The organism is Cutibacterium porci (assembly GCF_009696315.1).
Lineage (GTDB): Bacteria > Actinomycetota > Actinomycetes > Propionibacteriales > Propionibacteriaceae > Cutibacterium > Cutibacterium porci.
In genome coordinates, this window is record NZ_VUMG01000001.1 from 644,200 (window position 1) to 668,997 (window position 24,798).

Consider the following 24,798-nt stretch of genomic DNA (forward strand, 5'->3'; position numbering starts at 1 on the left):
TGTCTTGACCGTGGATCATGCCGAGCAAGGGCTTGGCGTCGTTTCCGAGGCTGCCGCGCAGGTTGACGGACTCGGCCTGGCATTGACCGATCATCCCCAGATTCGGGGAGCCCTTGTGCTGTCCACGTGCAACCGGGTGTGCCTGATTGCTGAGACGTCTCCCGATGCCACCGTGCAGGGGTTTGACGAGGCCGCGCTGCGCACCCTCATTGCAGATCACGGTGCGACTGTGTTGGCCGAATCGGCCCAGCTCTTTTGTGAAAACGACGCTGTGTGGCGTGTGTTCCGGGTGGCTTCCGGCTTGGAATCGATGGTCGTCGGGGAGCGTGAGGTTGCCGGACAGATGAAGCGTGCCCTCACCCAGGCGCGCCATGAGCAGACCGTCAGCTACACCATTGGCCACGTCGTCGAGGAGGCCCTCAAGACGTCGCGTCACGTCGCTACTGAGACCGCGCTGGCTGCTGAGGGCCGTACGGTCGTCGCGGTCGGCCTTGAACTTGTCGCTCAGCGGGTGGATTTGGATGGCGCTCGGGTGCTTGTCATGGGGACTGGCTCCTATGCCGGCGCATCGTGCGCTCAGCTGACGTCTCGCGGGGTTGCTGAGATTATGGTCCATTCGGCCTCCGGGCGCGCCGCAGGATTTGCTCGACGCCACCGGGTGACTGAGGCCCTCGACCTTGACGCTGCACTGGCGCAGGCTGACCTTGTCGTTACCTGTCGTGGGTCGGGGATTCCGGCATTGTCCACCGAGGCTGCTCAACGTGCGGTTGACGCTCGTGATGGCCGCGATCTGATGGTCCTTGATCTAGCGGTCAGCGGGGATGTTGAGGAGCCTGTTCCCGCCGGGGTGGAGGTCATCGACTTGGAGACGATCCGGCAGGCTGTCCCCGCGTCGGCGGAGGCTGAAAGGGCTGCCGCCGAGCACATCGTCGCTACCGGAGTCCGTCATCTTGCCGTCGATCTTGAGCGTCGTCGGATGGCTCCAGCTGTTGTGGCACTGCGTGACGTTATTTCAGATTTGGTTGCCGCTGAGCTGGAGCGTCTGCCCGAAGAAGGATCGGTACCTGTCGATGAAGTAGCGGCGTCCCTTCGACGGCTTGCCGCGTCAATGGCGCACATCCCGTCGGCTCGGGCCAGAATGGCCTCTGAACAAGGTTTGGGAGATCGCTGGCTGAATTCCTTGTCAGACGTATTGGGTATCGACGTAGACATTGCGGCACCCGTTATCGACATGTCCAATTTCGCTAAATCTGACTATATGACGTGTCCGGTCACCGGTTTGCGAGTGGAAGATCTTGCTGCAAACGCCGTGCACCGAGGTGAGGAGAGGAAATCATGACTGCCAACCCCTATGCTGCTCCCGCAGATCCGGTGGCTCCTTATGACGCCGTGCTCGTCGCCTCTTTTGGTGGGCCACGTTCTCCTGAAGAGGTCGTACCTTTTTTGAAAAGGGTGTCTAATGGTCGCATTCCCGAAGAGCGTTTAGACGACGTCGCACATCACTACGACCGTTTCGGTGGTGTTAGCCCAATCAATAGCGCGACGGACGCATTCGTCAAGGCGCTTGAAAGTGAATTGCGCCGTCACGGGGTGCGAGTTCCGGTACTGCTGGGAAACCGCAACGGCACCCCCTTCCTTGATGATGTCTTGCCTCAGATGCGCGCGCACGGAGTGCGTCGAGTGTTGACAGTTGTTACCTCGGCCTACGCTAGCTACTCCGGATGCCGTCAATACCGTGAGGAGATCGCCGCTGCATTGACTCATGCCGGTATCACCGACATGCAGGTCGATAAAGTACCCCCCTTCAATGAGGCTCCCGGATTTATTCGCGCCAATGCAGACGCCCTGATGCAGGCTTTTATGAGAATTCCGCCGACTCCTCTCGAAGCTACCCGCGTCGTTTTCGTTACGCATTCCATCCCTGACGCCATGCAAGACGCATCCGGCGCTGGGCAGTCGGGAACGGACTACGTTTCCCAACACAAAGCAGTGTGTGAAAGAGTCGCTGCCCACGTGCGCCATACTTTTGGGAATATGCCCCAGTGGGATTTGGCGTACTGCTCGAGGTCGGGACGCCCCACGGATCCTTGGCTTGAACCCGACATTAACGACCATCTGCGTGGTCTTTCCGAGCAGGGTGTGAAGTCTGTTGTCGTCGCGCCGATTGGTTTCGTCGCTGACCACATGGAGGTCGTTAACGACCTTGACTACGAGGCTGCCGAGACGGCAAGAGAGGCCGGGCTCGCCTTCGCGCGGGCGGCAACTGCTGGTGTCCATCCAGCCTTTATTGCAGATCTGGCTGGGCTTGTCATATCCCAGGCTGCCGCGGCTCGTGGCGAGGGGAGCGTCCTGACATCGTGGCCGACTCCGTGTGCCGCCGGTTGCTGTCGACGCTGCCCAGGCGCCGACGATATCCCAGCCGTTTCCGGCAGTGATGTCGTTGAGTCTCCGGTCGCTGAGGGCGAGGCATCTGCGCCCCAACGAGCAGGTGCGCGAATGGCGTCACATGGACCAACCGCAGCCGGTGCCGCAACTGCAGCCGCACATCCGGAACCAGAAGCCGATGACCCCGAGGCTTCTTCCCCGTACGACCTGCTGACGAAGGAGATCCCCATGTCTGAGCACTCAAGCGCTGAATCTGTGATCGAAGGACCACGAGACGACGAGGTCCCAGCCGGCTCCTACACTGCGCCGACTGATCCCCGCGACACCCCGGTTATTCCCGAGGAAGTCAACGCCTCAAGTAGGTGGGCTATGTACTCGGTGTTCCGTGTCGCGACCCCGCTGCCCGCTGACGACGACGAGCGTCGCCACCTCGTTGAGGGGTCCGATGAGTGGGTGGGGTTATCTGGTGTCGGCACCCGGGGATGGTATGACCTGTCGGGGCTGCGCGCTGACGCCGACTTGCTGGTGTGGTGGGTTAGCGATGATCCGACGGTGCTTCAGGACGCCTACCATCGTTTCCGCGCCTCCGGGTTGGGTCGCCACTTGGATCCGGTGTGGTCCAATGTGGGGGTCCATCGTCCTGCCGAGTTCAATAAGTCTCACCTGCCTTCGTGCTTCGCCGGTGTGGCTCCCCGGCGTTGGGCTGCTTTCTATCCGTTCGTCCGGTCCAAAGAGTGGTACCTCCTTCCGGCGGCTGATCGTTCCCGCATGTTGCGCGAGCACGGCATCGTCGGTGCCGCCAGTTCTGACGTCAAGGCGTCGACCTTGGCTGCATTCGCACTAGGCGACTACGAGTGGATTCTCACCTTGGAAGGTGATGACCTTGCCCGTGTCGTCGACGTCATGAAAGACCTTCGCTACGTCGAGGCCCGTCGCCACGTCGACGTCGACACCCCCTTTTTCACCGGTGAGCGTGTTTCTCCGGTGACGTGGGCCGACCGCCAGATGAGATCCTGATGACGCCACTGCGTGGTTTAACTGATCCGGTGGGGCCAGAATCTCCACAGACGTATTGGATGCGGCGACTGGTGCTGTTGGTTGCTGCGGTCGTCGTCGTAGCGTTGGTTGTTGGCGGAATCGCCAAGCTGGTAGGAGGGTCGAAACAGTCGAGTGCTCCGGCAGCATCGCCGTTGACGCCAAACCCGTCATGGACGGACACCGCATGGGGGCCAACGGCTAGCTCGTCTGTAGCCAGTCCGCCCAGTAGGTCTGCACATCGGACGGCCTCTCCATCGGCACCGACGCCGTCAACGTCGTCAGCGATGTGTCAGGGTTCGCAATTATCGGTGAAGGTGACTGGGGATACCAAGAATCCCACTGTCGGCGACACGGAAAAGTTCACCGTGACGGTGAGTAGTTCGGCTGATTGCCGGTGGGACGCCCAGAAGGTGAAGCAGACACTCGTCGTCACGTCTGGGTCAGATCGCATCTGGTCGACCGATGATTGTGGCTCCTGGGGGCCGAAAGGCTCGCACGAAATCAAGCCCAACCATCCCTGGAGCTATGAAGTTTCATGGCCGACAAAGCGCTCTACTGGTACGTGCACGTTGTCGCAGGAGGCTCTGGGAGCCGGATACTATGTCGCCACCGTCAATATCGGTTCCAGCGACCGTTTCGTGATGCACATGCGTGGCTAGAAGCGAGCGCACACGTCAGCGCGAATGGCGGTGATGGGTGCGCTGATCGCCCTCGAAAATGGACTCCAACCCCTGACGGATCTCACGGGCTCGCCTGACGCCAACCCCCTTAATGTCGCCGAGTTCAGAGGTGGACGCCGACACAAGGCTTTGCAAATCGTTGAAGTGGTCGATAATGCGCTGGATCGTGCGCGAGGAGAGGTCCGTCATGATCGTCAATTGGCGATGACCGCGTGCCCGAATAGCGGAATCCAACGGATGCTCGGCTGCGCCAAGGTTGATGGCCTCGGCAACGTTGCCTAGCTCAAGCAAATCTTCCCACGATAACTGTTGGAGTCCGGACAGAGAAAACTCGCCAGGGCTGACGGAATCAGGGCGATAATCCTCGGTGAGTAACCGGCCAAGATCTTCCACTCCTAGGGATAATTCGTTGCGCTGCAACTGGACGAGGCGTCCTTCTAAACCCAGGGCCGAGACGTACCCGCGAACTTCGGCGTCAATCCGACGCCACATCTCGAACCGCTGAGCGACGGCTGCGACGTCACGCACTTGGACTTGGTCGCGAATCTCCAATGCGGTGAGATTCTCAGCCTCCTCGACCAGCCGCCTGCGATAACTCGCCAGGGTCGCGAGGGCCTGATTAGCTCGAGCAAGTAATTGTTCGGGCTTTTCGATTAGATACCGGCGGCCATTAAGGAACAGTGACATGACCGACATCGACGCCGATACAACCACCACCGGAGCCCCGGTTTGTTGAGAAAGCCGATCGGCAGTGCGGTGACGGGTACCAGTCTCCATCGTGGGTAGGTCGCCGTCAGGAACGAAATGGACGGCCGCTGCTTTGATGCGTTCGTGGTCACTCGAGACGACTAGCCCGCCGTCCATCTTGGACAGCTCACGCATCGCCTGCGGGGTGAGCCGGACGTCGAGCGGGAATCCGCCGGAACAAACCTTGTCGATCTCTGGCCCATCACCGAGCACGATAAGACCACCCGTGCGCCCATTGACGATGCGATCTAGCCCTTCTCGGATAGGCGTGCCGGGAGCCAACAAAGCCATCAGGTGGCGTACTCGCTCTGCCTGCACGTCCCGGGAGGTGTCGGGATTGGGCTGGCCGTCGGTCATGAGTCGACTCTAGTTCGCTGGCCCAACGTTCTCACGTCGGATGTCTTTGCTATCAACGATCAGCCCTCCGCTGTCGGCGCAGGTTGAGCACTGAAAGAGACTCCGCCACACTCCCGACTTCAATGACGTGTAACCCGTGCATTGTTGGAACCTTGGTATGCGCCTGCCGAGAATTGCGCGGCACGACAGCGAGGTCGAATCCCAACCGTGCCGCCTCGCCCACTCGTTTCTCTAAGCCTGGGACGCGACGCAAATCCCCGGCCAGACCGACCTCTCCGAGAGCAACGACTCGGGTCGGGAAATTGGTATCGAGAACCGCAGAAGCGACCGCGACCGCGATCGCTAGGTCAGCCGATGGCTCGGAGATGCGGGCGCCACCGACCGTCGAGACGTAAACGTCCCGATTACTCAACGGCAAGCCTGCTTTGCGTTCCAGCACGGCCAAAATCATGGCCACACGACCGCCCTCGACCCCATGGGTGGTGCGTCGCGGGTATTTCTCGGAAGCCGACGGAGCCACCAAAGCCTGCACCTCGGAGAGTAAGGGTCGGCGTCCCTCCATCGTTACCGTCACACAGGTGCCCGGCTGGGGATCGGCGTTGTCTGATGTGAACAAGCCTGACGGGTCAGGGACCTCCATAATTCCGGAATCGGTCATCTCAAAGCAGCCGACCTCGTCGGCTGGGCCGTAGCGGTTTTTCGTGGCACGGACCATGCGGAATCCGCTGTGGCGATCCCCCTCGAAATTGAGAACGACGTCGACGAGGTGCTCCATTGTGCGCGGACCGGCGATAGACCCTTCCTTGGTGACGTGGCCGACGATGATGACTGCCATGCCGCGCCTTTTTGCCACTCGCACCAGGGCCCCGGTGACCTCCCTCACTTGGGAGACCCCGCCGGGGGAGCCATCAGCCTCACTGGTGCCAACCGTTTGCACTGAGTCCAGCACCATGAGAGAGGGCTCGGTTTGCTCGATATGCCCGAGGACTGTACCTAAATCGGTCTCGGAGGCCAGGTAGAGCTCGTCGGCTAGTGCCTTCGTTCGGCCCGCCCGCAGTCTTACTTGAGCAGCCGACTCCTCCCCAGTGACGTAGAGGGTACGCCTGCCAGCTTGAGCCCACTTGGCTGCGACGTCGAGCAGCAGGGTCGACTTTCCGACTCCCGGCTCTCCGGCCAGCAGGACCACGGCTCCCGGTACCAGCCCACCGCCTAGCACGCGATCGAGTTCACTGATCCCGGTGAGATGACGATGAGCGGCTTGCTCGCTCACCTGGCTGATGGGCACGGCCTTTGACGTGGGCGTCGCTGGGGCGACCTCAGTGAGCTTGGGGGCCCCTTTTTCTACCACCGAGCCCCAGGTTTGACACTCGCCGCATCGGCCGACCCATTTGGTCGTCGTCCAGCCGCATTCGGTGCACACCCACGTCGGAGTCTGCGTCTTCCTCGCCATGGCGTCTACCCTGCCAGCACGAGCCGACAGGTTTGATGGCGTCAGATGCGAACTCTGCCGCGCGAGGGGGTGTCGAAGGTCACCGCATCAATGCCGGGGTGTCCGTTCGGGCTGGTGAAGTCGAAAGTGATTCCCTCAACCTCGTCAGGGATCGTCTCTCCCAGCCAATCCTCGACGCGTTGCCGCGATCCGGACATCTCGACAGAGGCCAACGTGACGTTACCCGTCAGGCTGGACGGCAGCAGCTCAGCCGGAGAGGTCCACTTGATGAAGAAAGGCAGCTGTGGATCGGCCATCAGGCCCCTAATTCCGATCTGACGCCATTCCAGATGCCGACCGTCAGGGAAAGTACGCTTACCGGGCACCGACTGGCGCTCAAGACGCTTCTCGTAGGGGGCGAGGTCGTCGACCGAGACGGCCCATCCCATCCAACCGCCGCCCTGCTCTTGGCGCGCCCGCACTGCTTGCCCAAAGACAGCTTTCTCTGCGGCTGGGTGGTCGAGCACCTCCACAATCTCGATGTAACGCGGACCGACCAGCGGAAGGATGCGATTACGGGTGCCGAAGCTGGGATGGACTCCGCCGTTGATGAAGGAGGTCCCCAAGACATCGCCGATGCGAGCGGCGTCCTCATCGAGACCTGCAGGGCCAGCGGCGAACATGAGATGGTCGACGTGCATGGCAGTATTGTCTCCCGTGCGCTTCCCACGATGAAATCGACCCCCCATTTGTCAGTGATAAAGCGGTGCAACATCGCTATTCATCCTGACGTGGAGGCGGCACATCAGGTGTCCGCGTCACGGCGTCGGCCTGGGCACGGTAGGTTGATGATGTGCCTGATTTTTCGGACTTTCTGAGATAACGCTCATGTCTGCTTCAGTCGCTCCTCGCGTGACATTGTCGACGACCTCGGTGTATCCCGAGTCGACTGCCGACGCTTTTGCCCGCGCTAGGGCCATCGGTTACGACGGGGTCGAATTGATGGTCGGGATTGATCCAGTCGCCGCCGATGTTGACAGGATCGTCGATCTCTCTGCTGAGCACGGTGTCAACGTGTGGTCGATTCACGCGCCATGCCTGCTCGTCACTCCGAATGTGTGGGGTAGTGATTCGTGGGGCAAGCTGGATAAGGCTGCTGAAGCTGCTGGGCGGCTTGGCTCTCAGCTCGTCGTCGTCCACCCGCCCTTCCGCTGGCAGCGCGACTATGCCAGTAGATTTGAGGAAGGTATTGCTGAGCTTAACGAGAAATATGCTCCACTGATCTTCGCGGTAGAAAACATGTATCCATGGCGCACACCCGCTGGTCGCTTTGCCGCATATTCCCCCGGATTTGATCCTACGAACCTCAGTTACGATCATCTCGTTTTGGACCTCTCCCATGCCGCAACAGCGCAGATGGATTCTCGTGCTTTAGTTGACTTGTGGGGCCCGCGGCTGCGGCATATCCACTTGACGGACGGTTCGGGCACGTTTAAAGACGAGCATCTTCTTCCTGGTCGGGGAAATCAGCATGCCTGGGACGTTATTGAGCGGGCAGTCGCCGGTGGATTCAACGGCGACATTGTTTTGGAGGTCAACACTCGTAAGCTCTCCGGTACAGGACACGATGCGCGCTTCGAGGCATTGTCTGAATCTTTGATGCAGACCAGGATGGCAGTTGACCGCGGAATCTTCGCTCGTCGACGCGATCCTACGCGTGAAGGGGCTCAGCAGTGACTGAGAATCGTCATGATTTCCGGGGTGGAGCTTTACTGGCATCGGGTCGACGTTGTGCCATGCATGTGGCGATGGACCCCACGATTGCTTACAAAGTGTCTCAGTCTCGACTCGCTCGTGAGATCGCCGCGACGTATGTTGCGGGCGAGGACGTCGATTCGGCGATTGTCAAGGCTGTCGACCAGGTGTGTAAGGGCCTCGACGTCAGCCTGCATCCGTTGGATCCTGATCCCGTCGACCTAGCCCAGGCTCGACGAGCTACCGTCAGGCTGTGCAGAGCTATTGAAAGCCTCGGCGCAAATCCGGTCTTTGATGGCCATGCTGAGGTGTCGATCAGCCTGGCAGCGCTCGGTTTGAGAGTCGATGACGATCTGGCTTTGGATCACGCCCGGCAGGTGTGCCAGGTCGCTCGCGACAACCACGTCGCTGTCACTGTTGACGATGAAGGCCCTGACATTCATGACCGTTCCCATCGCATTGTGATGGACCTGCTCGACGACTACGAAGACACCGGAATCGTTATTCAGGCGGCACGTCACGATTCCCTCACACAGGTTCGACAACTGGCTGCTCCAGGACGTCGCATCAGGTTATGCAAAGGCTCATATACCGGTCCTCGCTCGGTCACCTTGATTCGCCCGCATGACGTCGATCTGAGAATGGCGGCTTGTCTACGTGCCCTCATGACTGGGCCTTCGACGGTGATGCTGGCCAGCCATGATCCAGTCTTTGTGGCGCTCGGCGAGCAGCTCATGGCGAGCTTGGATCGCCCACTAGAATTTCAAATGCTGCAAGGAATCCGTCCCCTTGAACAGCGGAGACTGGTAGATATTGGCCATCGGATGAGGGTTTATCTGCCCTACGGCCATGACTGGTACCGGTATTGCACTCGACGGATAGTTGAGAGGCCGAGCAACATATGGCTGTTTGGGCGGTCATTGGTGGAGAGGCGTTGACGATGGGGGACGGTACGGGCACAGCTGGTCCTCGCCGGCGCCTGGATGAGTCGCCCCGTCGGGCAATTGCGAGGAGTAGTGCGTCGGATCGACGCTTGCTTTGGGAAACAATATTTTTATTGGCCGTCAGTCTGGGGCAATCAGCCTGGTACTCCATTCTGCGTATGGCCGAGCGTCTTACCCGGGGCGTGCCCATGAGGCAGCAGACCTCCACCCTCAATTCCTCGGTGACTCCGGAACGTCCATGGCTCGATCTGGTGTATCAGCTGTCTGACATCGTTTTTGGGGTGGTGCCAGCCCTGCTCGCAGTTCTCCTATTGGCCCAGGCCAAGCCACCACGACGAGGGGTCCGTCACGCTCTAGGTTTAGAGGCCCCAGGCTGGGGACACGACGTCGGAGCTGGGGCGGTACTGGCGGCCATTATTGGTATCCCTGGGCTTGGTTTCTACTGGGCGGCTCGTGCGCTTGGCTTTAACACCACTGTTGAGGCAGCCGGGTTAGAGCACGTGTGGTGGACCGCCCCGATTCTCATTGGGCTAGCTGGCATGAACGCAGTCCTCGAAGAAACCGTCATGGTCGGCTACCTTTTTACGAGGTGGCGTCAGATTGGGTGGTCGACGACGGCTGCCATCCTCACGTCAGCTATCATCCGTGGCACCTATCACCTCTACCAAGGGTGGGGTGGTTTTATTGGCAACATTGCCATGGGCTTGCTCCTGGGATGGGTCTTCTCCCGTCGGCGTCGACTCCTACCTCTCATCGTGGCACACGCCATCCTCGACATTGTCTCGTTCCTGGGATACAGCTATCTAGCTGGCCATGTGAGCTGGTTATAGAACGATCCGTGCGCTCGTCATGTCGTGGTGTGCCCCTACTATGGCGATATGAAGCTTGGAGTCTTCGGAGCCACTGGACAAGTTGGCCGGGTGATGCGCACCCTGCTGGCGCAGCGTCATTTCCCCGCCGATGAGGTGAGGTTCTTCGCCTCCTCACGTTCGGCTGGCCAGAAGTTACCCTGGAATGACGGTTCCGGTGATAGAGACGTCGTCGTTGAGGACACCGCAACGGCGGATTTTGCTGGACTCGATATTGCCATCTTTTCTGCTGGCGGTGGCACCTCCCGCGAGTTTGCCCCCAAGGTCGCCGCTGCCGGAGCGGTCGTCATTGACAATTCGTCAGCGTGGCGACGCGACCCTGACGTTCCCTTGGTTGTTAGCGAGGTCAATCCTGAAGACGTCGCCCGGCGCCCCAAGGGGATTATCGCTAACCCCAATTGCACGACGATGGCCGCGATGCCGGTGCTCAAACCATTGCACGACGCTGCTGGCCTGACTCGCCTCATTGTTGCTACATATCAGGCTGTTTCGGGTTCTGGAGTGGCCGGGGTACGGGCGCTCACTAACCAAACCGCTGCTATCGACGACCCCGCAGCCCTGGCCTTGCATGGTCGCGGCGTGCCGGTAGCAGACCTTGGCCCCTACGTCGCACCAATTGCGTTCAATGCTGTACCAGTGGCAGGCAATGTCGTCGACGACGGTACTGGCGAAACTGACGAGGAACAGAAGCTCCGCAACGAGTCACGCAAAATTCTCCACATCCCAGATTTGCTGGTTGCGGGAACATGCGTTCGGGTACCGGTGTATAGCGGTCACGGACTCGTCGTTCACGCTGAGTTTCGGGAGGAGCTCAGCCCCGAAAAGGCCACTGACCTTTTGAAGCAGGCGCCCGGAGTTAGGGTCGTCAACGTTCCCGATCCCCGGTCGGCAGCCGGACGTGATCCATCCTTGGTTGGGCGCATCCGTGCCGACCAGTCCGCACCGGCTGGCAAGGGTCTGGTGTTCTTTTGTACTGCCGACAATTTACGCAAGGGTGCCGCCCTCAATGCTGTGCAACTCGCTGAGTTGGTGGCTGCCGAATGAGTGGGAAGATCGCCGTCCTGGGCTGCGGGACGATGGCTGGGGCGCTTGTCGAGGGACTTATCAGCGCTGGCACAGTGCGGGCCGAGGATGTGGTAGCGACAGCACGATCGGCGTCGCATCGCGACGAGATCGCCAAGACCTTGGGCGTGACTACTAGCGGTGACAATGTTGCGGCTGTGCGTGATGCCGACCTCATCGTCCTCGGCGTCAAGCCGTATGCCGCTGTTGACGTACTCGACGAGGTGTCGGGCGCTCTCAAAGCCGACGCGACGGTCGTCTCCATCGCTGCCGGCGTCACGACGGAGACGTTGCTCAGGGCGTGGCAGGGCAACGTCGTCCGCGTCATGCCAAATACTCCCGTTCAGGTGGGCAAGGGGGCGTTCATCGTGAGCCCTGCCCCTGGTGCCGACGTCGCAGCTGCGAAGGTGGGGGAGTTGCTCGAATCTGTGGGAGTCGTCGCCACCGTGCCCGAGAAGCTCCATGATGCCGCCACCGCAGTGTCGGGATCTGGTCCGGCGTACGTGTTTCTTGTGGCTGAAGCGATGATTGATGCTGCGGTGGCGATGGGTCTGCCACGTGACCAGGCCAGCCAACTCACCGTGGCAACATTGGCTGGCTCGGCTGAACTGCTGGCAGGGGGAGAGCACCCTGCAATCCTGCGGTCTCAGGTGACGAGCCCGGGGGGCACGACTGCGGCTGCTCTCGCGGCACTGGAGGCTGGCGGTGTGCGCCCCACATTCGCTACTGCGATGGCGGCTTGTCGGGATCGTGCAGCTGGCCTGTCGTGACGGGTCGGCGTGGCCATTTTGGCTACCGTGCCTGACACGGCGTAAAGTACCCCTTTGTCCGCCTTGTCGGTGGGCCTAGAACTTCGCACCTGCCCAGGTGCATCAAGCGTCCAATTCCAACGAAAGAGGTTGATCGTGGGATCCGTGATCAAAAAGCGTCGCAAGCGCATGGCGAAGAAGAAGCACCGCAAGCTGCTTAAGAAGACGCGTATCCAGCGTCGTCGCGCCGGCAAGTGACGCTTTGGGTGGTTGTGACATGTGGCGGCATCGACATGGCGCGACTGCCCCCCGCAGCGGTGAATCACGGCCCCTCGACCCGCCGGTCGAGGGGCGCGTCGTCATTATTACCCGCCAAGGCTGTCATTTGTGCGATGAGGCCGTCAGCCTCGTTGCACGTATGAGGCGCGAACGCCGCGATCTCGTGCCCGAACCGACGATCGTTGACGTCGATGCCACTGAGGCTCTTCGCTCCCGCTGGGGCGATCATGTCCCGGTCACGTTCGTTGACGGCACTCTTATTGCTTATTGGACCCTTGACGCTGATACTTTCTGGTCAGCCTTGAACGATGGTCCCTCGCTCCCAGCTGTGTTGCCCTGACAGCCGGGATGTCTCGTGGGCGAACTGGTTTGCACCTTTGCTCACAGACCAGCACTATTAACCTCGATGCCCCATGCTGGAGCACACCGCCTGGCATGACGGCAGACACCGGAAGGACTCCAGATGACTGACGAGGCTCACCAGTCGACGATGCAGCCGGCCGGTGATCTGAGCACGGCGTCGGCTCAGGCCAGAGTGCAGTTTGTGGGTACCGGTCCAGGAGATCCGAATCTGCTGACCCTCGGGGCTGTCGAGGCCATTAATCGCGCCCAGGTCATCGTCATTTCATGCGCTCAGCACCGCATATTGCTCGGCAGTGATTGTCTAGAGCTGCGTCCTGACGTGCGAATCGTATCGGCCTGTGACACTGATGGAGAAACCGCCGTCCTGCCTAGTCAGCCAGGGGCTGGCGCTCCGGTTCCCGTTGACATAGACGAACATTGCGCTGACGTCACGGCCACTGTTATTAATGCGGCTTCCCAAGGCCTTGAGGTCGTTCGTCTCGTCTCTGGTGACCCTTTCCTTGATGGCGATATTGGTGCCGAAGCTGCCGCGGTGGCCCGCGCTGATCATGACGTCGACGTCATTCCTGGTGTTACCGGCATGACGGCCGTTCCGGAATACGCCGGGCTGACATTGCATGGTCATGACGTCCAGCTCATTGGCCAAGCAGCATGTCAACGCGATGTCGATGGGCGCGGCTCGGACTGGTCAGATCAAGGGCTCATCGTCGTCAATACCTCTGCTGGCAAGCTCAAAGATGTCGTCAAGCATGCTGTTGAATCTGGCCGCAGCCAGGACGAGCCGGCAGCCCTCATCTGCCATGGTGCGACGACTCAGCAGACCACCCACACCGTTACTCTCGGTGAGTTGCCGCAGGCGGCCAAGACGGCGCGGCTGGGCAGCGCTGAGCCGGTTCACGTTGCTATCGGCAAGGTTGTTGAGGCTCCCGAGCGTGAGCAGCTTGATTGGTACGAATCCAAGCCGTTATTTGGCTGGAACATTCTTATCCCGCGCACTCGCGACCACTCAGCAACTCTGCCTTCACGACTGCAGAGTTACGGTGCGCATTCCCTAGATGTGCCGACGATTTCGATGGAGCCTCCGCGTACTCCCCAGCAGATGGATAAGGCGATTCGCGGTCTTGTTGAGGGGCGCTACGAGTGGGTCGTCTTTACCTCTGCCAACGCCGTGCGCGCTGTTTCGGAGAAGCTCGAGCAGATCGGTCTGGACGCTCGGGCATATTCAGGCTTGCGGATCGCCGCGATCTTTGATTCGACGATCAACGCCTTGGCTGAGTGGGGTGTTCGACCCGATCTCGTGCCAGCCGGAGAGCAGTCCACTCGAGCGCTCGCTGCCGTGTTTCCAGCCTTTGACGAAGCTCTCGACCCCATCAATCGGGTTTTCGTGCCGCGTGCCGATATTGCCACGGAATCGCTATCAGCCGATCTGTCTGAGTTGGGCTGGGAGGTTGAAGACGTCGTCGGATATCGCACCGTGCGTGCCGCCCCACCGCCTGCCGAGACCCGTGACGCCATTAAGACTGGCAAATTTGACGCCGTCGTGTTTACCTCATCGACGACGGTGCGCAATCTCGTCGGTATCGCCGGAAAGCCGCACAAACACACCGTGGTTGCCGCCATCGGTATGCGCACCGCAGATACCTGTCGCGAGCACGGCCTGACCGTTGACGTCGTCGCACCCGAGCCGACGGCGTTGAGTTTGGCGGACGCTCTGGCGGATTTCGCGGCCAAGCGTCGTGACGACATGATTGCCAAGGGCCTGCCGGTGGTCCGGCCGTCGCAACGCAAGCGTCGGGGTCGTCATCCGTCACGCTGACACAGACTCATGACGTAGGGTCGTGGGCAGGACGGGAGGGCCGTCCGCGAGGTATCGGAAGGGGGGACTATGGTCGCCACGACGACTGTCCATTTGCTGCGTCACGGTGAAGTCGACAACCCGACCGGGGTTCTGTACGGCTGTATGCCCGGATACCACCTATCGGCGCTGGGGCGACGAATGGCCGCTCGTGCCGCTGAACATTTCGCCGGAATTGAGTTGTCTGCCCTGGTGAGTTCCCCGTTGGAGCGCGCTCGTGAGACGATGGCGCCTATCGCCGCCGTGCATCCTGAGCTACACGTGCGGATTGATTCTGATGTTGTCGAAGCCGCAAATGTCTTTGAAGGTCAGGTGTTCGGCAAGGGCAACAAGGCCTTGCGTAACCCTCGTAACTGGCGCTATCTGGTGAATCCTATGACCCCCAGCTGGGGGGAGCCCTATGTCGAGATCGCTGAGCGGATGACCAGGGCCATCATGCGGGCCGCAGATGAAGTCCCGGCTGGCGGTCAGGCTCTCATCGTCTCGCATCAGCTGCCGATCTGGGTTGCGCGTTGCGCAGCCGAGGGTCGACGTCTTCCCCACGATCCCCGTTCTCGCAAGTGCACGTTGGCTTCGGTGACGAGTTTTGGGGTATTAGATGGTCGTATCGTCCGCGTCGACTATTGCGAACCGGCACGTGACCTCATTCCGGCGAAGGATCGTCGGGCCAATATCTCTGCAGGTGGTGCACCACGGTGAAGATTCGGCTTATCGCCATGATCGCTGTAGCGACCCTTATGGTGACGGGTGTTTCGGCGTGCTCGTCGACGTCAGCCAGTGACGACAAAGGATTCGCAACCGGAGATGGATCCTGGTCGAAGCTTCCGGTCGAAAAACGTGAGCCTGCCGCTGTCCTCACCGGTAACGACTTAAATGGTAAGACGATCAGCACCGATGACGCTAAGGGCAAAGTCATCGTTGTCAATGTGTGGGGATCCTGGTGTGCGCCGTGCCGTCACGAAGCTCCTGCGTTGGCGAAAGCGGCGGATAGTACCAAGACCGTCGCAGCGTTTTACGGGATTAACACCCGCGATCTTGACCCTGGCCCGCCGCAGGCGTTTTCCCGCGCATTCCATGTCCCTTACCCGAGCTTCTATGACCCCGATGGGCAGATGCTGCTTAAGTTCACCGAGTTGCCTCCCAAAGCAATCCCATCCACCCTGGTCATCGACCGTAAGGGCCGTTCGGCTGCCCGATTCGTGGGAGAGGTGAGCACCGCCACCCTTGTCCAGGCGATTAATGATGTTGCCAAGGAGAGCCAGTGACGCCGCTAGACCTGGGATCCTGGGCAGCTGACGCCTTGACAGGGTCGATGGTTGGGGCGATCCCCGTGGCGGTATTTGCTGGCCTGCTGTCGTTCTTTTCACCATGCGTCTTGCCTCTCATCCCTGGCTACTTCAGCTATGTCACAGGTCTGGGAGCCGCAGATGTCATTGAAGGACGTCGTCGGGCCCGCACCGTGGTGGGCACCGCCCTTTTCGTGGTCGGCTTTACCGCCGTTTTCGTTGCCACAGGGACGATCATTGGCACTCTCGGCAGGGTGTTGATGGTTCATCGTCGCGTTATCGAGGTCGTCGTCGGAATCCTGACGGTTGTACTTGGGGCGATGTTTGCTGGGCTCGTTCCGCTGGGTCGCCGAGAACTGCGGATCCATCGTCTACCTCGGGCAGGATTGGCTGCTGCACCGATTCTGGGAATTGTCTTCGGCTTGGGCTGGACGCCGTGCATCGGGCCAGCGCTGTCGGTGGTTTATGGGCTGTCGTTGGCTCAGGGATCAGCGATCAGAGGCGCAGTGTTGGCTACCTGCTATTCGTTGGGTTTGGGGATTCCATTTATTGCGGCTTCTGCTGCGTTGGTGTGGATGGGGCGCACGATTGAAGCGGTGCGGAACCATCAGCATGGTGTGCAGCGTTGCGGCGGAATACTCCTGATGGCTATCGGCGTGTTGTTGGTCACCGGATGGTGGGAGTCAATTATGGCAATGCTGCGATCCTGGGCAGCTCAATTCGGGGCGGTGATCTGATGAGCCGTTCTGTGAGGAATTCGAAAGCAGCGACGTCGTCAACGCCATCTGCCGGTCATCGCGGGCTGGGTTTGCGCCCATTCATGCGTTGGCTATGGGGTCAATTGACGAGCATGAGGACGGCTCTCGTTCTGCTTTTTCTGCTCGCACTTGCAGCTATCCCAGGATCGCTGGTTCCGCAGAGCGCTAATAGCGCTATCAAGGTTTCTGATTTCGCTGCCAACCATCCCATTCTAGATCGCATTTTTCGTCCGCTAGGGATGTACAATGTCTACACCTCGGTGTGGTTTTCAGCGATTTACCTGCTATTGTTCATCAGCCTTATTGGTTGCATCGTCCCGCGTATTATGAGCCACGCGAAGGCGTTGCGTCGCCAACCTCCTCGCGTCCCGGCCAGATTGGATCGGTTGGCGGCTTATGCGTCGACGACTACCTCTGCGTCAGCCGACGAGGTCAGTAAACGCGCTCAGCGATGGTTGAAATCTCATCGGTATCGTTTCCTTGTTGACGACGATGGCTCCCTTCGCGCTGAGGCTGGCCGTCATCGCGAGACGGGGAATCTGGTATTCCACGTCTTCTTGGTTTTCCTGTTGGTCGGTGTTGGTTGGAACACCTTGTGGGGGTACAAGGGAACATCCGTTGTTGTGGAGGGGCAGGGTTTTTCCAACAACATCACCCAGTACGACGAATTCAAGGCTGGAGCGATGGTTGATGCCGATAACCTCACCCCATTTTCCATGAAGCTGCGCAAGTTTGTCGCGTCGTTCGAGACTGGCGAGGTGCAGCGAGGGGCCGCCCGCACTTTCGATGCTACCGTCGACCTCACTGTGGATGGGAAAACACAGACCCGAGATTTACAGGTCAACCATCCGCTGCAGATTGGGTCAACGAAGGTACACCTGCTTGGTCATGGCTACGCCGCGAACGTCGTGGTCCGCGACGGCGAAGGCAAGGTCGCCTTTTCCGGGCCTGTCGTCTTTTTGCCACAGGATGGCAATTTCACATCGGTTGGTGTGATCAAAGCCCCCGACGCGCGTCCGGATCGGCTGGCCTTTCAGGGGTTCTTTTTACCTACCGGCGCAATCACGGCTGGCGGTCCGACGTCCTTGTTTCCGGACGCCCTCAATCCGCAGCTTTATCTGACGGCGTGGTACGGCAAACCGGCTGTCGAAACAGGGGTGCCGTCAAATATCTACACCCTCGACGCCACTGGCATGACCCAAGTGATGGATGGTAAGGACAAGTCCCACTTCGCGCTCTCTGTGGGCCAGGGGTACACGCTGCCCAACGGCAAGGGCTCGATCCAGTTCAATGGCTGGCAGCGGTGGGCGAAGATCCAGGTGTCGCAGGCCCCAGGTCTCCCATTGACCTTCGTGTCAGTGCTGTTGTCGGTAGCTGGCCTGTGTGTGAGCTTGTTCTCGCGATCTCGGCGGGTGTGGGTGAGGACTACCCCCAGTGGTGACGGTTTCAGGGTAGAAGTTGGCGGCTTAGACCGCAGTGATTCCCGATCCAGCGCGGTGGACGATGTAAATTCTCTGCTGGCTGCGGTAGGCGGGGATACCATGTCTGGCGATACCGAGGAGGACTAGTCGTGAGCGTGGAGAATCTGTCTGCCGTCGGCATCGTCACTGCGGCGGTGCTTTATATGCTTGCGTTCCTCGCTCATGCTGCGGAATGGGCTAGTGTGCGGGGCGCTGAGCATCCTAGCCGTAAGGTACTGCTGCGTTCGGAGACCTGTGGCCGTATGGGGCTTAACCTCACCGTGCTCGGTGCGGTGTGTGCCGCGATCGGTGTCGTGTGCCGCGGCATCGCTGGTCGCCGGTTGCCCTGGGGCAATATGTACGAGTTCGTCACATCGGCGCTGTTTTTCGTTGTCATTGTTTATCTTGTGCTTGTCGCTGTGCGTCGTGTTAGATGGATGGGTATTGCTGTCGCGTTGCTATTAGCGCTTGGTAACGGTCTGGCGGCGACGGTCTTTTATGTGGCTGTGGCGCCGCTGGTGCCGGCTTTGCACTCGGTGTGGTTTGTGATTCATATTGTTGCTGCCTGTATTGCTGCGGCTGCTCTCAATGTTGGGGCTATTGCGTCGATCATGTATCTCATATCGATGAATGCTCAGGTGAGGGCTGAGCGGACTGGAGTTCCTGTTAAGGGGTTGTTGGCGAGGCTGCCTTCTTTGGAATCCATGGATACTCTTGCTTACCGGGCTCACGGCATTGGTTTTCCGATCTGGACGTTTACGATCGCTGCCGGTTCGGTGTGGGCTGATTATGCGTGGGGGCGTTTCTGGGGGTGGGACCCTAAGGAGACGTGGTCTTTGGTGACGTGGGTTGTGTATGCGGCTTATCTTCATGCCCGTTCCACGGCTGGATGGCGCGGGCGCCCAGCTGCGGTTATTGCGGTTATCGGTGTGGCTTGTTTCTGGTTCAATTTTGTTGGCGTTAATTTGATCTTTAGTGGCCTGCACTCATACGCCGGCATTTGATATGACTTTTTCTGAGTCTCGCGACGAGTGGCTTCCACAGCTCTACCAAGAGCGGTGGGACGATTTCGTGCGGTTGGCCGCCTTGTTATTGGCAGACCAGCATCTGGCTGAGGATGCCGTTATTGCAGCTTTTGCCACCTGCTATGTGCGAGACCCAAAACTGCATACCGATGAACACGCTGTGTCGTATGTGCGCACGGCTGTTGTTAATAAGGTGAGGGGGCGTCAGCCGGTCGCTAGGGATGCCATGCCACCGAAGGCGCCAGAGGACCTGGCCTATTGGTGCCTACGAGGCTTGCCGGCTCGCCAACGCGAGGTGTTAGTGCTGAAGTTTGCCACTTCGGAACTATCCGACGACGATATCGCTGAAGTCCTTGGCATGAGCGTCAATGCAGTGCGTAACAACGAGACCAAAGGTCTTGTTGCTATCGGTGAGAGTTTGCGGCCAGGATCGCATACGAATCCTGGCCACGTCGACCCCAGAGTCGAAGCGGTCGTGCGTTCTGCGCTAGAAAGTGCGGGGGAATCAGTTCATCCGGTGTCACGCTATGATGCCATCATCTCCGAGATCGCACGCCGTCCGCGTCGAGGCAGGCCTCCCATCTGGGTGATTGTGCTTGGCTGTGTGCTTGCTTTTGCTGTCGGAGTTGTATTGCCTGTGCTGGGGTCGGGTCGTGGCCCGGCGCTGGAGGATACGCAAGCCTTACCTTCTGTTCAGACTCCAGAACCCAATAGCCAGTCAATACCGACTCTGCAAACTGGTCTTGACGTGTTTTACTTGGGGCGCAATGACGGTCTTATTCACCGTGAATTGCGCGACCTGCCTACCTCGGGTGATCGTTTAGGAACAGCTGTTGGCGCCGTCCTTAATGTTGCGCCATTGGATCCGAATTACATCTCGGGTTGGGCTGCTGGGCAGGTGAATCGGGCATCAGTGAAAGGCAGTCAGATCACTCTCGACTTGTCAGTTTCAGCGTTTAGTCAATTTAAGAGTGGTGAGCAGGTACAGCGTGCTATTGAGCAGCTTGTTGTGACGGCGACTGCTGCGGTTGGTGATCGTACTGGCGAGAAGTCAGTGCGTATCCTTGTTGATGGTTCTCCTAATTTGCCGATTATCGGTAAGCCGGCGACGGATTTTGTTGATGAAGGTTTTGCCCAGTGTGCCCGGGTGTGGGTTGATTCGCCTCAATCTGGTGCGGAGGTACCGGCGGGTACGGTCACGATTAGTGGTGTGGCGCAGCCGACGGTATCGGTTATGACCTATGAGGTGAAGCTTCCCCAGAGTGGTCGGATGGTCATGAGCGGACAAATTAACCTATCAGCTAGTGACGGCAATAGCTGGCGGCCGTGGCATGCCACTGTCACTGTGCCGAAGGGGGAGTATGACGTGATTATCCGGGAGGGTACTCGGGTCGCTGAGGAGAAGGTCATTACGGCCACGTGATGGCTGTTTTAGAGTTTCAGGTATTTTTCGGCTTGAGACATTACGAGTCGTGGTGGCACGTGTGGTGCTAGTCGGGCTATAGCGCGGTTGGCGAATCCGTCGACGGCGTAAGGGCGGTGATGAGCTAGAGCTTCGAAGGCGGTATGTACGACGTCGTCTGGGTTGCGTCGGGTACCTGCTCCCATGCGTGGTACCCCTGCGGCATCGAAGAACCCGGTTTCGGTTGGTCCGGGGCAGATGGCGGTGGCGCGTACTCCGGTGCCATTGGTTTCAGCCCACAATGCGCGGGTGAAAGACAATACGAATGATTTCGATGCCGCGTATGTGGCGAATTGCGGGATGGGTTGGAAAGCTGCAGTAGAGGCAACATTAATAATTGATCCCTGCTTGGCTGCGATCATGCCAGGCAGCAGTAACCCACACAGGTGGACGACAGCCTCGCAGTTGACCTCCACCTGAGATGTTTGCCGTGCCGGGTCGGTTTCAGCTATCCGGCCAGCCGCACCGAACCCAGCATTGTTGATGAGGGTGTCGATGACGATCCCGCGCCTCGTGATGTCATCGACCAGTGCTAGACGCTGCGGTGCTGAGGAGATATCACACGGGTAGACGATGGTTTGGATTCCGTACCGTGTTGTGAGCTGGCCGGAGAGGTCGTCAAGGACGTCACGTCGTCGTCCTGTCACAACGAGGTTGACGCTACAGCTGGCCAGATAACGGCTAAATGCCTGCCCTAGCCCACCACTAGCCCCACTTACTAGTGCCCACGGGCGTTCGTCACGAGTTGCATCATTCATATCCCAAGTCTTCCACGCAGTTCTTAGCGTTCCCGCAGGAACATCTGATACGCGGGCGAACCAGAAACGTCAGACCACGGATAGCCGATGTTATCGAGGTGAGCGGACAGGTCAGGATCATCGGCGGCACCTTCAAACCCGGCGAGAACCCGTCCAGTATCCATCGCGAAAGAGCGGTAGTGGAATAAGGAAATATTCCAGCGGGTGCCCAAGGTCGTGAGGAAGTGAGTGAGTGCTCCCGGAGACTCTGGGAAGACGAATGAAACGACTTTCTCACCGACAGACCGTGATGGGTGCCCGCCAACCATATAGCGCACGTGGGTTTTAGCGGCTTCGTCGTCAGACAGATCGACGACTCGGTGGCCCGCGTTGCGCAACGTATCGACGATCTCGGAACGCTCATCACGATGTGCCAACTGCACGCCGACGAAAATTGCCGCAGAATCGTCGTCAGCTAGCCGGTAATTGAACTCGGTGACCATGCGACCGCCTAGCAGATGGCAGAAGTCCAGGAATGCTCCCGGACGCTCGTCAATAATGACCCCGAACATTCCTTCGCGGTGGCCGCCGATCTCAGCACGCTCTGCGATGTGACGCAGGGACCCGAAGTTGAGGTTGGCCCCGCTGAGCACGGTGGCGAGTTTCTCGCCGTGGATGTCATTAGCTCGCGCGTACTTTTTGAGCCCTGCTAGCGCGACAGCCCCGGCGGGCTCAGCGACTGCGCGAACGTCGTCAAAAAGATCTTTGACCGCGGCACTGATCTCGTCAGAGTCGACGGTGACGACGTCATCGAGGCGATCCTTGAGTAGTCGGAAGGTTTCGTCACCGATTCGGGCGACGGCCACCCCCTCGGCAAACAGTGAAACTCGATCCAGGGTCACCGGCTTTCCGGCTGCCATGGCGGCTGCCAAGCACGCCGACTCGGCAGGTTCGACTCCGATGATCTTGATGTGGGGCATGAGCTGCTTGACGAGAACGGCGATTCCGGCTGCCAGGCCTCCGCCACCGACGGGGACGAAAATCCGGTTAATATCGGCGGCGTCCTGGATCAGTTCCAGCCCGATTGTTCCCTGACCGGCGATAACGAGCGGGTCGTCAAAAGGGGCGACGTAGGTCAGATTGTCCCGCTCAGCTAGTTCAAGGGCGTGAGTCTTGGCTTCGTCAAAGGAATTTCCAGCTAGCACGACCTCGCCGCCGAGCTGACGCACTGCGTCAACCTTGATCGACGGCGTGGGGCGCGGCATGACAATTCGCGCCTTGACGCCCAACCGAGAACCCGACAAGGCGACTCCTTGGGCGTGGTTGCCTGCTGAGGCCGTCACCACCCCGGCGCGGCACTCTTGGTCGGTGAGATTGCGCATCCGATTGTAGGCGCCGCGAATCTTGAAAGAATGTACCGGTTGACGGTCTTCTCGCTTGACGAGTACGGTGTTGTCGAGACGTCGCGATACATTCGGCATATACTCAAGCGGAGTTTTTTGTGCGACCTCATATACGGGGGCACGCAGTACGGCGCGCAGGTAGTCTTGATCACTCATCGGTGGCCTTCTCACTCGGCTATCGGGCGGACTTGGGACAGGTCTCGTACCCCGCCACGGTCGGCGGAGGAGGCGAGCATCCCATAGGCGCGTAGGGCAGTGGACACATGACGTGGACGTGAGGAGTGGGGGGTCCACGCGTCGATTCCGCGGGCTTCTTCTTCGTCGCGGCGACGCGACAATTCAGAATCGTCGACGTCGAGGCTGATCGTGCGATTGGGGATGTCAATGCTGATGGTGTCGCCATCGCGCACCAGAGCGATGAGACCACCGGAGGCGGCTTCAGGGGACACGTGACCGATACTCAGGCCGGAAGTGCCACCAGAGAACCGGCCATCGGTGAGCAGTGCGCACTCCTTGCCTAGGTGCATCGACTTGAGGTAGCTGGTCGGGTACAGCATTTCTTGCATTCCCGGGCCGCCCTTGGGGCCTTCGTGGCGGATAATGACGACGTCTCCCGACGTGACTTTCTTACCGAGAATCCCGGCAACGGCATCGTCTTGGGATTCATAGACGACAGCTGGTCCGGAAAAGGTAAGGATGGACTCGTCGACTCCCGCCGTCTTGACGATGCAGCCGCGCTCAGCGATATTGCCGAAGAGCACCGCTAGTCCGCCGTCAGCGGAGTAGGCATGGTCGATGTCACGAATGCAGCCGTTCGTTCGGTCGGTGTCGAGACTCTTCCAGCGGGACGATTGGGAAAACATCTCGGTAGTGCGCACTCCGCCAGGGGCAGCCGAGTACAGAGTTCGGACGTCATCGTCGGGGTCAGACATCAGGTCATAGTGAGCGATCTCGACTCCCATGGTGGCGGGCGTGCCGTCGGGTGACCATACCGTGGTGGCGGTGGTGTCGATGAGCCCGCCCCGGTCCAGTTCGGCAAGGATGCCGAGCACGCCACCGGCGCGGTGAACGTCCTCAACGTGGAAGACGTTTGTTGAGGGAGCCACCTTGCACAGGTGCGGCACGGTGCGAGATAGGAAGTCAATGTCTGCCATGGTGAAGTCGACTCCGCCTTCTTGGGCAGCGGCCAGTAAGTGCAAGACGGTGTTCGTCGAGCCTCCCATCGCGATGTCGAGGCTCATGGCGTTAGTGAAGGCAGCTTTGGTAGCAATCGATCGGGGCAGTACTGAGGCATCGTCGTGGTCATACCAGCGGTTGGCTAGGGAGACGACGGTGCGTCCGGCAGTTTCAAAGAGCCGACGACGATCCGAGTGGGTGGCTAGCAGAGACCCGTTTGCGGGCAAGGCGAGCCCAAGAGCTTCGGTCAAGCAATTCATGGAATTGGCCGTGAACATGCCTGAACATGATCCGCAGGTCGGGCACGCGTTGGCTTCCATGAGTTCAATGTCAGAGTCGGACGCGGTCTCGTCACCGGCAGCAACCATGGCGTCGATGAGGTCGAGTTTGCGCTCCCCGTCAGTCAGCGTTGCTGTGCCAGCCTCCATGGGGCCGCCGGATACGAAGACGGTCGGTATGTTGAGGCGCAACGCGGCCATCAACATACCCGGGGTGATTTTGTCGCAATTTGAGATGCAGACGAGGGCGTCGGCACAGTGGGCGTTAACCATGTACTCCACGGAATCTGCAATGAGCTCGCGGCTGGGGAGGGAGTAGAGCATGCCGTCGTGACCCATGGCGATGCCGTCGTCGACTGCGATGGTATTGAACTCCTTGGGGACGCCGCCGGCGGCGCGCACCTGCTCGGCCACGGTCTTTCCGACGTCGCGCAGCCCGACATGGCCGGGGACGAATTGAGTGAAGGAGTTCGCGATCGCCACGATAGGACGGCCAAACTCATTGTTACGTGTGCCGGTGGCGCGCCACAGTGCGCGAGCGCCGGCCATGGCGCGTCCGGCTGTGCTGGTGGCGGATCTCAGCGTGGGCATTGTATTCCCCCTTGACGACGGCATAGGCATGACAACGCCCTCCATCCGGAAGTGGAAGGAGGGCGCGCGGTTGAAATCCGGTGCGTGGTTAGGCCGCGCGCCGGGTAATG

The 24,798-nt window shown here is 59.8% G+C and carries 23 protein-coding genes; 17 read left to right on the plus strand and 6 right to left on the minus strand.

The genetic code is table 11. The features are described from left to right. Positions 1–4 precede the first annotated feature (4 nt). From FYJ43_RS02720 to FYJ43_RS02730, 3 genes are all read left to right on the plus strand, one after another. The gene (locus FYJ43_RS02720; RefSeq protein ID WP_154561702.1) at positions 5–1,339 is read left to right on the plus strand and encodes a glutamyl-tRNA reductase; all 1,335 of its coding nucleotides are present in this window, start codon (positions 5–7) and stop codon (positions 1,337–1,339) included. After that, a complete protein-coding gene (hemQ, locus tag FYJ43_RS02725) occupies positions 1,336–3,402 on the plus strand; it encodes a hydrogen peroxide-dependent heme synthase (RefSeq protein WP_154561704.1) in 2,067 nt (688 codons plus the stop codon). Before FYJ43_RS02720 ends, hemQ begins: the two co-directional genes overlap by 4 nt. A gap of 305 nt (positions 3,403–3,707) precedes the next feature. Further along, a complete protein-coding gene (locus tag FYJ43_RS02730) occupies positions 3,708–4,082 on the plus strand; it encodes a hypothetical protein (RefSeq protein WP_154562182.1) in 375 nt (124 codons plus the stop codon). A gap of 15 nt (positions 4,083–4,097) precedes the next feature. Here FYJ43_RS02730 and disA read toward each other — a convergent pair whose 3' ends face one another. From disA to FYJ43_RS02745, 3 genes are read right to left on the minus strand one after another with little or no spacing between them, the layout of a single operon-like run. Further along, positions 4,098–5,207, minus strand: a complete 1,110-nt coding sequence (gene disA / locus FYJ43_RS02735; RefSeq protein WP_154561706.1) for a DNA integrity scanning diadenylate cyclase DisA — start codon at positions 5,205–5,207, stop codon at positions 4,098–4,100. A 52-nt stretch (positions 5,208–5,259) separates the two neighbouring features. Further along, positions 5,260–6,657, minus strand: coding sequence for a DNA repair protein RadA (gene radA, locus FYJ43_RS02740; protein ID WP_154561708.1), 1,398 nt, complete (start codon positions 6,655–6,657; stop codon positions 5,260–5,262). A gap of 41 nt (positions 6,658–6,698) precedes the next feature. Then, positions 6,699–7,337 (minus strand): VOC family protein, encoded by a 639-nt coding sequence (locus FYJ43_RS02745; RefSeq protein ID WP_154561710.1) that lies wholly within the window; start codon positions 7,335–7,337, stop codon positions 6,699–6,701. Positions 7,338–7,548: 211 nt separating this feature from the next. Between FYJ43_RS02745 and FYJ43_RS02750 the strand changes: the two genes are divergently transcribed. From FYJ43_RS02750 to FYJ43_RS02815, 14 genes are all read left to right on the plus strand, one after another. Then, a complete protein-coding gene (locus tag FYJ43_RS02750; RefSeq protein WP_326833308.1) occupies positions 7,549–8,373 on the plus strand; it encodes a sugar phosphate isomerase/epimerase family protein in 825 nt (274 codons plus the stop codon). 59 nt (positions 8,374–8,432) lie between these two features. Next, the gene (locus FYJ43_RS02755) at positions 8,433–9,329 is read left to right on the plus strand and encodes a proline dehydrogenase family protein (protein WP_154562184.1); all 897 of its coding nucleotides are present in this window, start codon (positions 8,433–8,435) and stop codon (positions 9,327–9,329) included. Between the two features lie 2 nt (positions 9,330–9,331). After that, positions 9,332–10,165: a CPBP family intramembrane glutamic endopeptidase gene (locus tag FYJ43_RS02760; protein WP_154562186.1), complete on the plus strand. Its 834-nt coding sequence runs from the start codon at positions 9,332–9,334 to the stop codon at positions 10,163–10,165. A gap of 48 nt (positions 10,166–10,213) precedes the next feature. Then, positions 10,214–11,248 carry an aspartate-semialdehyde dehydrogenase gene (locus FYJ43_RS02765; RefSeq protein ID WP_154561714.1) on the plus strand — a complete coding sequence of 345 codons (1,035 nt, stop codon included), beginning with the start codon at positions 10,214–10,216 and terminating at the stop codon, positions 11,246–11,248. Then, positions 11,245–12,036: a pyrroline-5-carboxylate reductase gene (gene proC, locus FYJ43_RS02770; protein WP_154561716.1), complete on the plus strand. Its 792-nt coding sequence runs from the start codon at positions 11,245–11,247 to the stop codon at positions 12,034–12,036. The genes FYJ43_RS02765 and proC overlap by 4 nt, the downstream gene beginning before the upstream one ends. A 135-nt stretch (positions 12,037–12,171) precedes the next feature. Further along, positions 12,172–12,273, plus strand: a complete 102-nt coding sequence (locus FYJ43_RS02775; protein ID WP_002550589.1) for a 30S ribosomal protein bS22 — start codon at positions 12,172–12,174, stop codon at positions 12,271–12,273. A gap of 19 nt (positions 12,274–12,292) precedes the next feature. Beyond that, positions 12,293–12,634, plus strand: coding sequence for a glutaredoxin family protein (locus FYJ43_RS02780; protein ID WP_154561718.1), 342 nt, complete (start codon positions 12,293–12,295; stop codon positions 12,632–12,634). Between the two features lie 123 nt (positions 12,635–12,757). Continuing rightward, complete coding sequence (locus FYJ43_RS02785) at positions 12,758–14,473, plus strand: bifunctional uroporphyrinogen-III C-methyltransferase/uroporphyrinogen-III synthase (RefSeq protein WP_154561720.1); 1,716 nt, start codon at positions 12,758–12,760, stop codon at positions 14,471–14,473. 69 nt (positions 14,474–14,542) lie between these two features. Next, positions 14,543–15,211 carry a histidine phosphatase family protein gene (locus FYJ43_RS02790; protein ID WP_154561722.1) on the plus strand — a complete coding sequence of 223 codons (669 nt, stop codon included), beginning with the start codon at positions 14,543–14,545 and terminating at the stop codon, positions 15,209–15,211. Further along, positions 15,208–15,777 carry a TlpA family protein disulfide reductase gene (locus FYJ43_RS02795; RefSeq protein ID WP_326833252.1) on the plus strand — a complete coding sequence of 190 codons (570 nt, stop codon included), beginning with the start codon at positions 15,208–15,210 and terminating at the stop codon, positions 15,775–15,777. The genes FYJ43_RS02790 and FYJ43_RS02795 overlap by 4 nt, the downstream gene beginning before the upstream one ends. Before the next feature lie 47 nt (positions 15,778–15,824). Continuing rightward, positions 15,825–16,535 carry a cytochrome c biogenesis CcdA family protein gene (locus FYJ43_RS02800; protein ID WP_154562192.1) on the plus strand — a complete coding sequence of 237 codons (711 nt, stop codon included), beginning with the start codon at positions 15,825–15,827 and terminating at the stop codon, positions 16,533–16,535. Continuing rightward, positions 16,535–18,124 carry a cytochrome c biogenesis protein ResB gene (gene resB, locus FYJ43_RS02805; RefSeq protein WP_154561724.1) on the plus strand — a complete coding sequence of 530 codons (1,590 nt, stop codon included), beginning with the start codon at positions 16,535–16,537 and terminating at the stop codon, positions 18,122–18,124. The genes FYJ43_RS02800 and resB overlap by 1 nt, the downstream gene beginning before the upstream one ends. Before the next feature lie 2 nt (positions 18,125–18,126). Beyond that, on the plus strand, positions 18,127–19,020 hold the full coding sequence (ccsB, locus tag FYJ43_RS02810; protein WP_326833253.1) for a c-type cytochrome biogenesis protein CcsB: 894 nt from the start codon (positions 18,127–18,129) through the stop codon (positions 19,018–19,020). Between the two features lies 1 nt (position 19,021). After that, the gene (locus FYJ43_RS02815; RefSeq protein ID WP_154561726.1) at positions 19,022–20,464 is read left to right on the plus strand and encodes a sigma factor-like helix-turn-helix DNA-binding protein; all 1,443 of its coding nucleotides are present in this window, start codon (positions 19,022–19,024) and stop codon (positions 20,462–20,464) included. 8 nt (positions 20,465–20,472) lie between these two features. Here FYJ43_RS02815 and FYJ43_RS02820 read toward each other — a convergent pair whose 3' ends face one another. The 3 genes from FYJ43_RS02820 to ilvD are packed head-to-tail and all read right to left on the minus strand — an operon-like array spanning position 20,473 to position 24,688. Then, positions 20,473–21,261 carry an SDR family NAD(P)-dependent oxidoreductase gene (locus FYJ43_RS02820; RefSeq protein WP_154561728.1) on the minus strand — a complete coding sequence of 263 codons (789 nt, stop codon included), beginning with the start codon at positions 21,259–21,261 and terminating at the stop codon, positions 20,473–20,475. A gap of 23 nt (positions 21,262–21,284) precedes the next feature. Next, positions 21,285–22,799, minus strand: a complete 1,515-nt coding sequence (gene ilvA, locus FYJ43_RS02825; protein WP_154561730.1) for a threonine ammonia-lyase, biosynthetic — start codon at positions 22,797–22,799, stop codon at positions 21,285–21,287. An 11-nt stretch (positions 22,800–22,810) separates the two neighbouring features. Beyond that, positions 22,811–24,688 carry a dihydroxy-acid dehydratase gene (gene ilvD, locus FYJ43_RS02830; RefSeq protein WP_195839866.1) on the minus strand — a complete coding sequence of 626 codons (1,878 nt, stop codon included), beginning with the start codon at positions 24,686–24,688 and terminating at the stop codon, positions 22,811–22,813. Between the last annotated feature and the right edge of the window lie 110 nt (positions 24,689–24,798).

Coding starts and splice junctions, on each gene's coding strand:
- hemQ (WP_154561704.1), top strand. CDS start 1,336: ATGACTGCCAACCCCTATGCTGCTCCCGCAGATCCGGTGGCTCCTTAT.
- FYJ43_RS02730 (WP_154562182.1), top strand. CDS start 3,708: ATGTGTCAGGGTTCGCAATTATCGGTGAAGGTGACTGGGGATACCAAG.
- disA (WP_154561706.1), bottom strand. CDS start 5,207: ATGACCGACGGCCAGCCCAATCCCGACACCTCCCGGGACGTGCAGGCA.
- radA (WP_154561708.1), bottom strand. CDS start 6,657: ATGGCGAGGAAGACGCAGACTCCGACGTGGGTGTGCACCGAATGCGGC.
- FYJ43_RS02745 (WP_154561710.1), bottom strand. CDS start 7,337: ATGCACGTCGACCATCTCATGTTCGCCGCTGGCCCTGCAGGTCTCGAT.
- FYJ43_RS02755 (WP_154562184.1), top strand. CDS start 8,433: ATGCATGTGGCGATGGACCCCACGATTGCTTACAAAGTGTCTCAGTCT.
- FYJ43_RS02760 (WP_154562186.1), top strand. CDS start 9,332: ATGGGGGACGGTACGGGCACAGCTGGTCCTCGCCGGCGCCTGGATGAG.
- FYJ43_RS02765 (WP_154561714.1), top strand. CDS start 10,214: ATGAAGCTTGGAGTCTTCGGAGCCACTGGACAAGTTGGCCGGGTGATG.
- proC (WP_154561716.1), top strand. CDS start 11,245: ATGAGTGGGAAGATCGCCGTCCTGGGCTGCGGGACGATGGCTGGGGCG.
- FYJ43_RS02780 (WP_154561718.1), top strand. CDS start 12,293: ATGTGGCGGCATCGACATGGCGCGACTGCCCCCCGCAGCGGTGAATCA.
- FYJ43_RS02785 (WP_154561720.1), top strand. CDS start 12,758: ATGACTGACGAGGCTCACCAGTCGACGATGCAGCCGGCCGGTGATCTG.
- FYJ43_RS02790 (WP_154561722.1), top strand. CDS start 14,543: ATGGTCGCCACGACGACTGTCCATTTGCTGCGTCACGGTGAAGTCGAC.
- FYJ43_RS02800 (WP_154562192.1), top strand. CDS start 15,825: ATGGTTGGGGCGATCCCCGTGGCGGTATTTGCTGGCCTGCTGTCGTTC.
- resB (WP_154561724.1), top strand. CDS start 16,535: ATGAGCCGTTCTGTGAGGAATTCGAAAGCAGCGACGTCGTCAACGCCA.
- FYJ43_RS02815 (WP_154561726.1), top strand. CDS start 19,022: ATGACTTTTTCTGAGTCTCGCGACGAGTGGCTTCCACAGCTCTACCAA.
- FYJ43_RS02820 (WP_154561728.1), bottom strand. CDS start 21,261: ATGAATGATGCAACTCGTGACGAACGCCCGTGGGCACTAGTAAGTGGG.
- ilvA (WP_154561730.1), bottom strand. CDS start 22,799: ATGAGTGATCAAGACTACCTGCGCGCCGTACTGCGTGCCCCCGTATAT.
- ilvD (WP_195839866.1), bottom strand. CDS start 24,688: ATGCCCACGCTGAGATCCGCCACCAGCACAGCCGGACGCGCCATGGCC.